Annotated in this window: 10 protein-coding genes and 1 pseudogene; 10 read left to right on the forward strand and 1 reads right to left on the reverse strand. The window is 64.9% G+C overall.

The features are described from left to right. The first annotated feature begins 414 nt into the window (after nucleotides 1-414). From LMQ14_RS14075 to LMQ14_RS14120, 10 genes and pseudogenes are all read left to right on the forward strand, one after another. On the forward strand, nucleotides 415-1224 hold the full coding sequence (locus LMQ14_RS14075; protein ID WP_267735295.1) for a SigB/SigF/SigG family RNA polymerase sigma factor: 810 nt from the start codon (nucleotides 415-417) through the stop codon (nucleotides 1222-1224). Between the two features lie 106 nt (nucleotides 1225-1330). After that, entirely contained in the window at nucleotides 1331-1948 is a 618-nt protein-coding gene (locus tag LMQ14_RS14080; protein WP_267735509.1) for a hypothetical protein, read from the forward strand. 313 nt (nucleotides 1949-2261) lie between these two features. Further along, nucleotides 2262-2939 carry a TetR/AcrR family transcriptional regulator gene (locus LMQ14_RS14085; RefSeq protein ID WP_267735296.1) on the forward strand — a complete coding sequence of 226 codons (678 nt, stop codon included), beginning with the start codon at nucleotides 2262-2264 and terminating at the stop codon, nucleotides 2937-2939. Nucleotides 2940-2960: 21 nt separating this feature from the next. Continuing rightward, nucleotides 2961-4190 carry a cytochrome P450 gene (locus tag LMQ14_RS14090; protein ID WP_267735297.1) on the forward strand — a complete coding sequence of 410 codons (1230 nt, stop codon included), beginning with the start codon at nucleotides 2961-2963 and terminating at the stop codon, nucleotides 4188-4190. Then, nucleotides 4184-5131, forward strand: a complete 948-nt coding sequence (locus LMQ14_RS14095; protein ID WP_267735298.1) for an SDR family oxidoreductase — start codon at nucleotides 4184-4186, stop codon at nucleotides 5129-5131. Before LMQ14_RS14090 ends, LMQ14_RS14095 begins: the two co-directional genes overlap by 7 nt. Nucleotides 5132-5153: 22 nt before the next feature. Continuing rightward, a complete protein-coding gene (gene car, locus LMQ14_RS14100; RefSeq protein ID WP_267735299.1) occupies nucleotides 5154-8657 on the forward strand; it encodes a carboxylic acid reductase in 3504 nt (1167 codons plus the stop codon). 36 nt (nucleotides 8658-8693) lie between these two features. Next, on the forward strand, nucleotides 8694-9860 hold the full coding sequence (locus LMQ14_RS14105) for an amidohydrolase family protein (protein ID WP_267735300.1): 1167 nt from the start codon (nucleotides 8694-8696) through the stop codon (nucleotides 9858-9860). A 2-nt stretch (nucleotides 9861-9862) separates the two neighbouring features. Then, complete coding sequence (locus tag LMQ14_RS14110; RefSeq protein WP_267730217.1) at nucleotides 9863-11098, forward strand: M24 family metallopeptidase; 1236 nt, start codon at nucleotides 9863-9865, stop codon at nucleotides 11096-11098. Next, complete coding sequence (locus LMQ14_RS14115) at nucleotides 11088-12206, forward strand: M24 family metallopeptidase (protein WP_267730218.1); 1119 nt, start codon at nucleotides 11088-11090, stop codon at nucleotides 12204-12206. The genes LMQ14_RS14110 and LMQ14_RS14115 overlap by 11 nt, the downstream gene beginning before the upstream one ends. 112 nt (nucleotides 12207-12318) lie before the next feature. After that, nucleotides 12319-13681 (forward strand): annotated as a pseudogene (locus LMQ14_RS14120) (HNH endonuclease signature motif containing protein). A 1-nt stretch (nucleotide 13682) separates the two neighbouring features. Here the strand turns inward: LMQ14_RS14120 and LMQ14_RS14125 are convergent. Further along, the gene (locus LMQ14_RS14125) at nucleotides 13683-14963 is read right to left on the reverse strand and encodes a hypothetical protein (RefSeq protein ID WP_267730219.1); all 1281 of its coding nucleotides are present in this window, start codon (nucleotides 14961-14963) and stop codon (nucleotides 13683-13685) included. Nucleotide 14964 lies beyond the last annotated feature (1 nt).

Below are 14964 nucleotides of genomic sequence, written 5' to 3' on the forward strand. Positions count from 1 at the left end.
CGTTTGCTGTGGACCAGCGATTTCCAGGTCGGCGGAGCCGGATCGGGACACCCGCAGGTTGCTCGGCGTCGGGCGATTGCCATCAATCACCGATCCATGGCGCCGGGGGGTAGTATGTCAAGTTAAGTCCGTCTGGACGCATCGCCGTTTAGCTAAAAGCGGTTCAGTCAGCCGTACGACCGCTGGGCTGTGGCGCTGGTGATTCATGACTCCCGGATCGCACCCCTGCGTGGCGCACGCGCTGTCAACACCTGATCCGTGTCAACGGGTCTGGTGCAGTGGAGTGCCGTGCACACGCCTACGCGCACGATACCTCGCTGCAAGCCACCTCAAGGAGAGTGTGCTAGCGATGCAAATCCATTGGTGTGCAAAGTATTTCGCACGGCAGCTAATCGGGACTAGGCGGTTGGCCAGATGACCGAAGTCCTTGCTCCACCCCGGCCCACCCGGTCGGCCAGCAGTCGGAAAGACGATTCCTACGACGACGTCATCGAGATGTTCCGGGCGCTGAGCGCCCTGCCGGCCGAATCGCACGAATACCTTCGTCAGCGCGAACGCATCGTGACCCGGTGCCTCCCGCTGGCTGACCACGTCGCTCGCCACTTCGGGCGACGCGGTGAAAGTCTCGAGGACCTCACCCAAGTCGCGCGGTTGGGGCTGATGAACGCCATCAACCGGTTCGACCCCGACAAGGGGCCCAGTTTTATCGGGTTCGCGATTCCCACCATGATGGGCGAGGTTCGGCGCTATTTCCGCGATTTCAGCTGGGGCATGCGGGTGCCACGCCGGCTGCGTGAACTGCACGTCCAAATTGGCAGGGCGACAGCGGATTTGGCCCAGAAGCTGGGCCGGGCCCCGACCGCCCGCGAGCTGTCGGAGGAGCTCGGAGTCGCTCACAGCGAGATCGTCGAATGCCTCGTCGCCGGCGACGCCTACCAGCTGGACTCCCTGGACGCGCCGATGGGCGCCGACGGATCCGGTCGGGCACGCCTGGTGGCCGACACGGTCGGTGGCATCGACCCCCAGATCGACCACATCACCAACCGCGAAGCGGTGCGCTCCCTGATAGCCGAACTCCCGGAGCGCGAACGGGAGGTTCTGCACATGCGGTTCTTCGAATCGATGACACAGAGCCACATCGCGAAGCGCATCGGGGTGTCTCAGATGCAGGTGTCGCGCATTCTGGCGAATACCCTGACCACCCTGCGTGACCAGCTGGAATAGCCCGACACATCGGTGCCCGGCCGCTCTGGCGACACCGCACGGTACTGTGCGTTTCGGGGTGAAATCGACTCCGTTGCCAGATCGAGCCTGGAAGGAGCACGATGCGATGAGGCTTTCTCAACCCGCGGTCACAGGGGTCGTCACTGCGGCAGTGCTGGCGTTGACCGTGTCCGGCTGCGGCGGCAATCAGAAACCTTCGCCTTCAACATCAGGATCGGCCACCTCGTCTAAGACCAGTGCGGCGCCGACCTCTTCGACTGCCACGGCGCCGGCCGCCGATTACACCGGCTGGTTGATCCAGGTGACCGACATCGACGCGCCGGTGCCCTTCACGGGCACCCCGCCGACGAGCAACCCCAACGGCCAGCCCGGCGCGGCGACGATCTTCAATACCCAAGACAACAGCCACACCATCAAAGACACCATCCAGGTGCTGGCAGACCCCGGTGCCGCCACAAGCGCGCTGAACGCCGCGAAATCGGCACAGGGTGGCGCAATCAAGCATCCGGCCACGGACTCGGTGAAGATCGGCACGGACGGAACGGTGGTGTCCGGTAATTCCCCCGACAACTCCAAGGGCATCGCGGTCTTGCTGTTCACCGAGGGCAAGGCCTTTGTCACGCTCGAATTCGACGGTCCGCCTGACACGCTGCCGCCCCCCGACTTCATCAACGACATCGGCCAAAAGCAAGATGCGGCCGTGAAGAAGGGGCTCGGCGGCTGAGTCAGGGTTGCCGTCGGTCACCCGGCGCTGCGCCGCGGGCTGCTTCGGCGGCCGTCGCAATGATGTTGGCGGGTGTGGTGGCCGGCTGTGGCGGCGGTTCCAGGCCAGTGACATCAACAGTCCCGAAAGCTTCACGGCGACAACACCAATCAACAATCCGGACGGCCGGCCGGGCGTCACCACCAGCTTCAGCAACCCGGACCGCACGCACGTAATCGTGGACAGCATCCAGGTTTTCCCGTAAACACGGATGGGGCGTGGCCGCCGTCCGTGACACGCATTAAATAAATGGCTTGATTTAATCCGCCGCGCAGTGTTCACTGAGGCGGTGAAAGCCGAGCGAACAGCGCGCTCCGACAGATCGATGGGTACGCGAGAGGCGATCTTGTCGGCGGCCGAATGGTTGTTTGCCGAGCGCGGAATGTATGCCGTGTCCAACCGGCAGATCAGCGAAGGGGCCGGGCAGGGCAACAACGCCGCGGCTTGCTATCACTTCGGTACCCGGACCGAATTGTTGCGCGCAATCGAAGGCAAACACCGCGAGCCGATCGAAGAACTCCGCGCGCAGATGCTGGACGATATCGGCGATTCGACCGAGCTGCGGGACTGGGTGAGCACCCTGGTGCGACCGCTCACCGACCATCTGGCCGCGCTGGGTGCGCCCAGTTGGTATGCGCGTTTCGCCGCACAGGCGATGGCCGACCCGACCTATCACCACGTCGTCACCAAAGACGCCCTGATGTCACCGAGGTTGGTGCAGACCATCGACGGCATCAACCGATGCCTGCCCGACCTGCCCAAGCGAGTGCGATCCGAGCGGATCGTCATGGTCCGAAATCTGCTGATGCACACCTGCGCCGAGCACGAAGGCGCACTGGCCGAGCACGGGCCGCGATCGCGTTCCAGTTGGCCGGTCGCCGGCGAGGGATTGATCGACGCGATCGTCGGGTTGTGGCGCGCGCCGGTCCATGTGAGCGCGGCGGGCGACTGACCACCCTTAGCGAGGAGCACGATGACCGACATCTCAACTGATCCAGCTACCGACATTCCGGACTTCCCGATGACGCGGGCTGCGGGCTGCCCGTTCGCTCCTCCCCCGGAATCGTTGGCGCTCAACGCAACCAAACAGCTGAGCAGGGTGCGGATCTGGGACGGCAGCACACCGTGGTTGATCCACGGCTACGACGCGATCCGGTCGCTGTTCACCGATTCACGCACCAGCGTCGACGACCGGTTGCCCGGCTATCCACACTGGAACGAGGGAATGCTGGCGACGGTGCACAAACGCCCGCGCTCGGTGTTCACCTCCGACGCCGAAGAGCACACCCGCTACCGCCGGATGTTGTCAAAGCCCTTTACTTTCAAGCGTGTCGAGGGGCTGCGCCCGGCAGTGCAGAAGATCGCCGACGAGCGCATCGACGCGCTGCTGGCAGGTCCTAAGCCCGGTGACATCGTCAGCACATTGGCGCTGGCCGTCCCGACGCTGGTGATCAGCGAGATGCTGGGCGTGCCTTACGAGGACGCGGATTTCTTCCAGGAACAAGCGCACCGGGGCACTGGGCGCTACGCAACCGAAGAGGACACCGCCCAGGGTGCCGCGTCATTGGCTAAATACATGGCCAAGCTGATTCGGACCAGGATGGAAAGTCCGTCGGAGGATCTGGTGTCCGATCTGGCGGAGCGGGTCAACGCCGAAGAGATCAGCGTGCGCGAGGCCACCCAACTGGCACTCGGCGTGCTGATCGCGGGCCACGAGACCACCGCGAACATGATCAGCCTCAGTATCGCCGCCCTGCTCGAGCATCCCGATCAACGACAGTTGTTGTGCGAGACCGATGATCCGAAGGCGATCGCGAACGCGGTCGAGGAGCTGATGCGCTACCTGAGCATCATCCAAACCGGCCAGCGTCGCATCGCCGTCGAGGACATCGAAATCGGGGGCGAGACGATCCGTGCGGGTGAGGGCATCATTCTCGATGTCGCACCGGCGAATTGGGATAACCGCCAGTTCCCCAACGCCGACCGGCTGGACCTGGCCCGCGACGATGGCGCACACGTCGGGTTCGGCTATGGCCGTCACCAATGCGTCGGACAGCAGTTGGCCCGCATGGAATTACAGATCGTGCTGCCCACGCTGCTGCGCCGGGTTCCGACCCTGCAGCTGGCCGTGCCGGTCGAGGAGCTTCCGTTCAAGCACGACACGTTGGCCTACGGCGTCTACGAGCTTCCCGTGACATGGTGAAGCCGGATCTGACGCTGGCCGTGCCGGATCTGGCCGGCAGGCTCGCAGTCGTCACCGGGGCCAACAGCGGTCTGGGATTCGGCCTGGCGAAGCGATTGGCCGCCGCGGACGCCGACGTCGTGATGGCGATCCGGAGCAACGCCAAGGGCGAGGCCGCGATCGGCGAAATCCGTCGCGAGGTGCCCGCCGCCAAGCTCAGTATCAAGCAGCTGGATCTGGCGTCACTGGAAAGTGTTGCGGCACTGGGTCAAGAGCTGACAGCCGAGGGCCGGCCGATCGACGTCTTGATCAACAACGCCGGCGTGATGACCCCGCCACAGCGGCAGGAAACCAGCGACGGATTCGAGTTGCAGTTCGGCGCCAATCACCTGGGCCACTTTGCCCTCACCGGGCATCTGCTGCCGCTGCTGCGCGCCGCGGCGTCGGCGCGGGTCGTGACCGTCAGCAGCATCGCCGCCACCCAGCCGAAACTGACCTTCGACGACCCGAACGCCCGGCACGGCTACAAACCGATGGTCTCCTACGGTGTCGCCAAGCTGGCGCAGCTGATGTTCGCGGTCGAACTCAACCGGCGTAGCGGCCAGGGCGGCTGGGGCGTCATGTCCAACGCCGCGCACCCGGGGCTGAGCAAGACCAACCTGCTCAGCGGCGCATCGTATGGACGGGACAAACCGACGCTGCAAGCGCGGCTCACCCAATTGACCTGGCGGCTGCTGCCGTTCATGTGGCTTGACATCGACGAGGGCATCAAACCGACCCTCTACGCGGCGGTGTCGCCGGACGCCGAAGGGGGCCGCTACTACGGCCCGCGGGGCTTCTACGAAACCGCCGGGGGCGGAGTCACATTCGCCGGTGTCCCGCGGCTCGTCCGCAATGAAACAGAGATGCAACGACTGTGGCAGCTCTCCGAAGAACTCACCGGCGTCACCTACCCGGACTGACTCGAACAAAGGCAGGAGAACAATGGCGTTCGTCGGTCGCACTGACGTTAAAGATCCAGGCGCCCAGCAGGACCAGTGGGAACGGTTGGCACGTCGGCGCGAGCGCCTCTATGCCGAGGACGCGCAGTTCACCGCCACCCGCCCCGACGAGCACATCGCCGCCGCGGCGCGCGCGCCCGGGCTGCGGATCGGCGAGGTCATGGCCACGGTGTTGCAGGGCTACGCCGACCGGCCGGCCCTGGGACAGCGGGTTCGCGAAGTGGTTACCGATCCCGCGACCGGACGCTCGAGACTGAACTTCCTGCCGCGCTTTGAGACTGTCAGCTACGCCGATCTGTGGGCGCGTGTCCAAGCAGTGGCCGGTGATTGGCACCAGCACCAGCAGCATCCGGTGCGGACCGGCGATTTCGTCTGCGTGCTGGGCTTCGCCAGCATCGACTACACCGTGATCGAGTGCGCCTGCATTCACCTCGGCGCGGTGGTGGTGCCGCTGCAGACCAGCGCACCGGCCGCCCAGCACGCACCGATCCTCACCGAGACCCAACCGCGAATCTTCGCCGTCGGGATCGACAACCTCGAGAGTGCCGTCGCAGCGGCCCTGACCGGCACCGCGCCCCAGCGCCTGATCGTCTTCGACTACGAGGCCCGCGACGACGACCAGCGCGCCAGCTACCAGGCCGCTCGCGACCGGCTGGCCGCCTCGGGCAGCGGGCTGGTGATCGAAACACTCGATGATGTTGTGGTGCAAGGAAAGTCATTGCCGGCCCCGCCGCTGCACGTCGCCTCGGCCGACGACGACCCGCTGGCGTGGGTGTTCTACACCTCCGGCAGCACCGGCACACCCAAGGGCGCGATGTTCACCGAGAGCCTGTGCATCGGCACCTGGCTCGCGCAGTCCGATCAGCCCGTCATCACGTTGAGCTACATGCCGATGAGTCACCTGATCGGGTACGGCTACGTGATTTTGACCTTGGCCAACGGCGGCACCAGCTATTTCGCCGCCAAGAGCGACCTGTCCACCCTGTTCGACGATCTGGCGATGGTGCGGCCGACTTCGTTGAGCCTGGTGCCGCGGGTCTGCGAGATGTTCTACCACCACTATCAGGGCGAGCTGGACCGGCACAGCCTAACTTCAGGCGGGTCGGAGGACGCGGCCGCGGAACTGACCACCGCTATCCGCGAACAGATTCTCGGCGGCCGCGTGCTGGCGGTGGGCTGCGGATCGGCGGCGCTGTCCCCGGAAATCAAGGAGTTCATGGAGATCGTGCTCGACCAGCACCTGCTGATCGGCTATTCGTCCACCGAAATCGCGGGCGGGATGATCGTGGCCGACGAGCATGTGCTGCGACCGCCGGTGATCGACTACAAATTGCTCGACGTTCCCGAACTGGGCTACTTCAACACCGACAAGCCCTACCCCCGTGGGGAATTGGCGGTCAAATCGGCCCGCTTCATGGCGGGCTACTACAACCGCCCCGACCTGACGGCCACGATGTTCGATGCGGACGGTTACTACAAGACCGGCGACATCATGGCCGAAGTCGGTCCGGACCAATTGCGCTACGTTGACCGCCGCAACAACGTCATCAAACTTGCCCAGGGCGAGTTCGTCGCCGTTTCCCGGTTGGAGGCGTTGTACTCGACCAGCCCGTTGATCCACCAGATCTATATCTATGGCAACAGCGAACGTTCCTTCCTGCTCGCCGTGATCGTGCCCATCGATGCGGGTATCGGCACGTCGGCGATCGCCGAATCGCTGCGGCATATCGCGCGCGACAACGCGCTCAACGGCTACGAGATCCCCCGCGATTTCCTGATCGAGACCGAGCCGTTCAGCTTGGCCAACGGCCTGTTGTCCGGCGTCGGAAAATTCCTGCGGCCCAAGCTCAAAGCCCGATACGGCGAGCGCCTGGAGCAACTCTACGCGGCCATGGCCGACGACCAACTTCAGCAGCTGCGCGCGTTGCGCACCGGCGGCGCCGACCAGCCGGTGCTGGCGACTGTCAGCAGGGCCGTGCAGGCCACCCTGGGCGTGCCGGCGGCCGACGTCTCGCCGGAGGCCAGGTTCATCGATCTCGGTGGCGATTCGCTGTCCGCGCTGACCTTTTCGACCCTGTTGGCCGACATCTACGGGGTCGACGTTCCGGTGGGCGTGGTGGTGGACCCGACCGGGGATCTGCTTCGCATCGCCGACCACATTGAACGCCATCGCAATTCCGACGTGCTGGGGCCCAGCTACGCATCGGTGCACGACAGCGCCGGCCACGAGGTATCGGCCGCAGACCTGCGCCTGGACAAGTTCATCGACGACGACATTCTGAAGGCCGCGATGTTGTTGCCCACCCCCACCAGTGAGATCCGCACCGTTCTGCTCACCGGCTCGACGGGCTTCCTGGGGCGGTTCCTCGGCCTGGAATGGCTGCAACGACTGGCCGATTCGGGCGGCACCCTGGTGTGCCTGACGCGCGGCGCCGACGCCGCACATGCTCGCCAGCGCATCGAGGCGGCGCTGGATTCCGACCCCAAGCTGCTCGACCGCTTCCGGACCCTGGCCGAAGGCCATCTCGAGGTCGTGGCCGGCGACATCGGCGAACCCGGCTTCGGGCTCGACGACACGACCTGGCGGCGCCTGACCGAGACCGTCGACCTGATCGTGCATCCGGCTGCCCACGTCAACCACGTGCTGCCCTATCAGCAGTTGTTCGGCCCCAATGTCGTCGGCACCGCCGAAGTGATCCGGTTGGCGATCACCGCCAAACTCAAACCGATCCATTACATCTCCACGCTGGGCGTCAGCGCCGTGGCTCATCAGCTCGTGGATGAAGACACCGACATCAGGCGCTCGGTTCCCGCGTGTGTCGTCGGCGACAGCTACGCCAACGGGTACGGCATCAGCAAGTGGGCCGGCGAAGTGTTGATGCGCGAGGCACACGATCTGTGTGGGCTGCCCGTGGCGGTGTTCCGGCCGGGCATGATCCTCGCCGACAGCCGTTACGCGGGACAGCTCAACGTGCCGGACATCTTCACACGCCTGCTGTTCAGCCTGGTGGCCACCGGCGTTGCCCCGCGGTCGTTCTACCACGCCGGTGATGCCAAGCCGCACTACGAGGGCCTGCCGGTCGACTTCCTCGCCGATGCGATCGCCGCGATCGGACCCCGGCACGGCAGCAGCTTTACCACCTACAACACCACCAACCCGCACGACGACGGCATCTCGATGGACACGTTCGTCGACTGGATCATCGCGGCGGGTTACCCGGTCGAAAAGATCGACGATTACAAGAGTTGGCTGACCCGCTTCGAGACGGCAATGGGAGCGCTGCCCGAACGGCAGCGCGCCCAGTCGGTCCTCACCGTGCTGGACGTCTACCGTGAACCCATGCTCGCTATCGCCGGCTCACCGGTACCCGGCGCGCAATTCCAGTCCGCGGTCGAACAATCGGGTCGCGCGATCCCGCACGTCGCCCAACAACTGATCGAGAAGTACCTGGCCGACCTGGAACAGATCGGTGTGCTCACCCGGTGATCCGCAGCGAGAAGTGATCCCAACGAAGGGACGATGATGTCCAGCCCAGCCCACACTCTCTACCCGCAAGGCATGATCGGCGCACCGAAGCACCGGCACGGACAGGCCGCGGAATTCGACACCGGCCTGCCGCCCGGCACCGAGGTGTTCTCCGCCGACAACCACATTTCGGTGGCTGACGACATCTTCTACGAGCGCTTTCCCGACGACCTCAAAGATCAGGCACCCCGGATCTGGTATGAGGATGGCGCGTATCTGCTTGGCCAACCCGGACAATCGATGGTGGTCGGCGATTTCAGCGCGGTGCTGATGCAATACGACGATCTCGCGGGCGCGGCCACCAACAACGTCGAAGCACGGATTCGTGAGCTCGCCGAAGACGGCGTCGACAAGGAACTGGCCTTCCCCAACGCGGTGTTGGCGCTGTTCCACCACCCCGACCACGAGATTCGTGAGCGCATCTTCCGCGTCTACAACGAGCACATCGCCGGGGTTCAGGAGCGCTCGGACGGCCGTTGTTACGGAGTCGGGCTGATCAATTGGTGGGATCCGCGCGGCGCTCGTCGTACGCTGACCGAACTGAAATCGTTGGGGCTCAAGACATTTCTGATGCCGATCAGCCCCGGCAATGACGAAAACGGCCAGCCCATCGATTACTCCAGTACGGCGATGAGCGGGGTTTGGGACGAGATCGAAGAGGCCGGCCTGCCTATCACCCACCACATCGGCGAGAGTCAGCCGAAGTTTCCCAGCGAGGTCAACAGCGTCGCGGTCGCGATGATGGTCAACATCGACTCGTTTCGGGAGATGTTCTCCAAGTACGTCTTCGGCGGCATCCTGGACCGGCACCGGCGCCTTCGGGTCGGCTGGTTCGAGGGCGGAATAGCCTGGGTGCCAACGGCTCTGCAAGACGCCGAGCATGTCCTTGCGTCCTATCAACACATGCTGGGCCACCTTCCCGAGCACGATATCCGCTACTACTGGAACATGCACATGTGCGCCTCGTTCATGGTTGACGGCCTAGGCCTGCGACAGATCGACGAGATCGGAATCGACAAGGTGATGTGGTCGTCCGACTACCCGCACAACGAAAGCACGTTCGGCTATTCGGAGCGGTCGCTGGCAGCGGTGGTCGACGCCGTCGGCCCCGAGGATGCCGTGCGGGTTGTCGGCGGCAACATCAAGAAATTCCTGGGGATTTGAGCATGACGAACACGATCTCTGCCCGCCGCTCGGTCCTCGACGCACCCGACGAGCCGGATTTGGTTCGCATGCGCACGGAGGTCGGGGCGCGGTTGCGCTCCGCGATGGTCGAGCACGGCGTTGACGCACTGATCCTGCTGATGAACGGCTACGTCGGATACGCGACGGGGGCCAGCTGGCCGCTGCTGGACGCGGGACTGTCGCACGTGGAGCGTCCGGTCGCGGTAGTGCTGGCCGATGACGTGCATCCGCACCTGTTCATGCCGTTGCGCAGCGGTGCGTCCGCGGATGCACCGGTACCGGACGACCATTTACACGGCCCCGCCTACCTCGAATTCGACCACGGCGTAGAAGATTTCGCGCGGCAACTGGCGGGGCTGATCCCGCCGGGAGCGAACGTCGCCGTCGACGAGCTCACCGGGGCAATGCGACGGGCGGGACCCACGCTCTTTCCCGCAGGCCCGCCGACGGATGCGGCCATCGTCGTCGGCGCCGCGCAATTGGTGAAGACCCGCGACGAGCTGGCCTGTCTGCGCAAGGCGGCCCGCATCACCGAGCACGCCATTGTCGACGTGCAGAAGGCCCTGGTGCCCGGCGTCCGGCAGATCGATCTCTCGGCCACCTTCGTGCGTCGTGCGTTCGAGCTCGGGGCCACCACCAACATGCTGGAAGCCATCTGGCAGGTGATGCCGAGTTCACGGGAAGCCGGGGTGTGGACCACCCACGGCGATCTCGCGCTCCCGCTGCTGCCCACCGACCGCGAACTGGCCGCCGGCGACGTGCTGTGGACCGACATCAGCATCACCTACCACGGATACTGCTCCGACTTCGGGCGCACCTGGATTGTCGGCGAGCAGCCCACACCCCGCCAACAAGACCAGTTCCGACAATGGCGAACCGTCCTGGACGCCGTCCTCGCCATGACCAAAGCCGGTGTCACATCAGGGGATTTGGCGCGCACCGCGATCGCCGCCAACGGCGGCCGCAAACCGTGGCTGCCGCATTTCTATCTGGGCCACGGTATCGGCACCTACCCCGCCGAAGCACCCATGATCGGCACTGATCTCGGCGAGGAGTTCGACGACAACTTCGTTTTTCCCCCCGGCATGGTTCTGGTTTTGGAGCCCGTGATGTGGGAGGACGGCACGGGAGGCTACCGCAGTGAGGAGATCGTGGTGATCACCGAAGACGGCTACGCGCCGATTACCGACTACCCCTATACGCCGTATGGCGACTGAGGTTCTGCCCGACACCCGGGCACTGCGATCCGGGCGCCGGGAACGCGCGCTGGCCCAAATGGACGAGCACGGCCTCGACATCCTGGTGCTCGGCCGCCAAGCCAACATTCGCTATGTGACTGGCGCGCCCCAGCTTTGGATAGCCGGGACGCGACCGTTCGGTCCGATGTGCGTGCTGGTGCGCGCCACCGGAGACATCTATCTCAACAGCACCGACGACGAGGGCGTCCCGGAGGAGATCGACCACGATCACCTGTACGGGCTGGCCTGGAACCCGATGACGCTGATCGACGTGCTCAAGAAGGTGGATGGCGCCGAGACGGCGCGCCGCGTCGGAACCGACGCGATCACACCGACGTTCGCCGCGTTGCTGCCCGACGCGTTCCCGAATGCCGAACTCGTCGATGCCGAGCCGGCCATGCGCGCGGCGCGGCGCATCAAGACACCCGACGAGATCGCGGCGATGGACAGCGCATTGCGGATCGCCGAGCACGGACTCGCCACTGCCCTGGGCGAATTGGCGCCGGGCGTATCGGAGCAGACCTTGGCCGGCGTCATGATGGAGGCGATGGCCGCGGGCGGGATCAGCACGCCGGCGACCCAGGACGCAGCGTGGGTGACCTCGCGGGAACGGCCCTGGCATCGCGGTCAGGCCGAGGCGCGGCCGGGCGACCTGGTCGCATTCGCCGCCGGGGCCCTGGCCAATGGCTACGTCGCCGAGGTAGGCAGAACGTGGCCCGTCGGCGATGTTACTGAAGCACGGGGTCTGTTCGAACGGTCGAAGACGCTGTACGACAAAATGGTTGCCGCCTGTCGTCCCGGTGCGTCCACTCGTGATCTGCTTGCGGCGTACGAGGCGGCCGGCGAGCCGATACCGCCGATGCCGATCGCACACGGGTTGGGATTGGGTTTCGATCCGCCGGTGGTGTCCGAAACCCTTTTGGCCGCGGGCGAACACGACGAGCTCGAAGCCGGCATGGTGCTCGCGATTACCGGCTACGTCTGGCAGCAGGGCATCGGCGCGGTGTACCGCCGCGATACCGTCCTCATCACCGGCGACGGCGTCGACGTGCTGACTACCAGCCCGTCGTGGGGTCACGGGAGCTAGGCGACGCGCCCTTTCTCGGCCAGCATCCGAGACTCGTAATCCCTTGTGTCACTTTAGATTCGCCTGTCACAGCGGCGGTCTTTTTGTCGGTGGTCGCCGATAAATTTGGGGTGTGAGCACGGATCGCGAGGCGTTGACGGCAGCATTTGACACTATCGACGCTGCCTTCGATGATCTCGTCACCCAGGACTGCGACGCGTTGGTTACGCGCGAACAGTTCGCGTTGCTGGAACGGTGCGAGAAGGTGCGCCGCCGGCTGCCGGCCGTCGAACATCCTTTGATCAATAATCTGGTCCGGCAAGCCACGCCCCAAGAGATCGGCGGCAAGCTGTCGCATGCGATTGCCGAAGCAACGTTGATCAGTCGTTCCGAAGCGTCTCGGCGCATCCGGGAAGCCGCCGACCTGGGGCCGCGGCGCGGGTTGACCGGCGAACCGCTCGCACCGGTGTTGGCAGCCTGTGCCGCCAAACAGCGTCAGGGCACGCTCGGGCCCGGTCAAGTAGCGGCGATCCGCAAGTTCTACCACCAGTTGCCCGGCTGGATTGATGAGGCCACGCGCGAGCAGGCCGAGATCAAACTGGCCATGGAAGGCACCAAGTTCCGGCCCGAACAAGTCGCGGAGCTGGCTGCGATTATGTCCGATTGCCTCAATCCTGATGGCAACTATACCGATGAGGATCGTGCGCGGCGCCGCGGACTGAGCCTGGGCAACCAAGGCCGCGACGGGATGTCGGAGTTACGGGGCTGGCTGACCCCTGAGGCCCGTGCCACTGTGGAAGCGGTGTGGGCGAAATTAGGCGCTCCGGGAATGTGCAATCCCGACGACGAAAGCCCTTGCGTGGAAGGCAGTCCCAGCGAGCGGTCCATCGAGCGCGATTTCCGCAGCGCGGGCCAGCGCCAGCACGACGCGCTGAATGCGGCACTCAGAGGACTGCTTGCTTCGGGCGAACTCGGGCAGCACAACGGGTTGCCGGCTTCGATCATCGTCACCACCAGCCTGGCCGAGTTGGAGGCCGCCGCCGGTCGCGGCCTGACCGGTGGTGGCACCATCCTGCCGATGAGCGACGTGATCCGATTGGCTCGCCATGCCCGCCACTATTTGGCGATCTTCGACAAGGGCAAAGCCTTGGCGTTGTATAGCACCAAACGGCTGGCATCACCGGCGCAGCGAATAGTCCTGTACGCCAAGGACCGTGGCTGCTCGGCCCCGGGCTGCACCGTCCCCGGTTACTACTGCGAAGTGCACCACGTCACCGATTGGGCTACGTGTCACACCACCGATGTCGACGACTTGACCTTCGCCTGTGGGGCCCAACACCGGCTGCTGAGGCCCGGCGGCTGGACCACCCGGAAGAATTCCAGGGGTGATACTTGAATGGATTCCGCCCCCGCACTTGGATCGGGGCCAACCACGCGTCAACACTTTTCACCATCCCGAGAAGCTGCTCCAAGACCGAGACGACGACGCGCCGTAACTCATGAAGCTTCCTCGGCCAGGGCGGCATCGAGTAGATCGCCCACGCCATACCGCTCCCATGCGCTTAGCAAGTTGCACAGCATCTGCAGCGGCGCGCGTACGCTCTCGTCATCCCGGATGCGCGGGTCCTTACGCGTGCTGGGCGCGGTGTCGAATCGCTTGCGTATCAAGGCCGGCACGTCCAACAGCCAGGCGACGCCCATGGCGGCGGCGTAGAGCAGAGTGTGGCGGCGCAACCGGTCCGCATCCAGCTGCGGGCCCCCGTGGCGGCGCACTTCGGTGACGAACAGCTGCAGTAGTCCATCGAGATGGACATCCCACAGCTCGGTTTCCGCGCCCGACATCGCACCCCAGATGGCCATGCCCACATTCATCTGGCTGACGCATCCCCAGTCCATCAGACCGCAACGCAACACGTTGTCGGCGTCTCGCCAAAACCACGCATTGTCGATGTTGGCGTTCCAATGGCACAGCGCGACATAGTCTGCGTCGTCGGCCAATTGGCGCGTGACCGCGTGCTCGTGGTGCGCAAGGCGGGGCACGTCGTCGCGAAGGCGTGCCAGGAATTCCGGCGCGCGAACATTCGCGGGCAGCAATCCAGGATGGGTGTCGGCGAGTTCGGCGAGCTGATTCATCCGCCGTTCCAGCTTCTCCACGGACAGCGGTGCCCGTTCCCCCACCGTCGCGGCCGGTACGTCCAGCGGAAAGCCTTCGGCCGGAAGCAGCCCGGATCGATGGGTTCCGGCCAGCCGGGCCAGGGCGGTGAGCAGCGCCCGGTAATGCTCCAGCGGCTCGGGCATGTCGTAATCGAGGCACTTGTGATACTGCCGTTCGATTCCATTGTCGCCGAATCGGATTCGTTCGGTGATCAGAATTCCGGTTCCGCTCTGGCGGTGATAGTCGCCGAACAGCGCGCTGGGCACCGCGATCGGAAAATCAGGTGCCCGCGACAGCGCGGCGAATCGCACCTCCGGCTCCATCTGTGTCTTGCCCCGATCACGGATCGGGTTGTCGAGGTCGCGGGAGAACTTGACGAACAAGTCGGTGTGCAGATCCGTTGCGGCCGTGTCATATTCGACCGACAGCAGGACTTTGCGGCCTGTGCTGCCGCCGCCTATCTCGGCGAACTCCGTTATCCGGGTGACGGAATTGCCGTTCGTGAGTACGCCGGATGCGCGGAATGCGTCGGTGAGAAACCGGGCACCACCCTCATGCAACGACGCGGGGTCGGCGGGAAACGTCAGCGCGGACTGTTCACCGACGACCCAGTGCGACGTCACG

This window comes from Mycobacterium sp. Aquia_213 (assembly GCF_026625985.1).
Taxonomy (GTDB): domain Bacteria; phylum Actinomycetota; class Actinomycetes; order Mycobacteriales; family Mycobacteriaceae; genus Mycobacterium.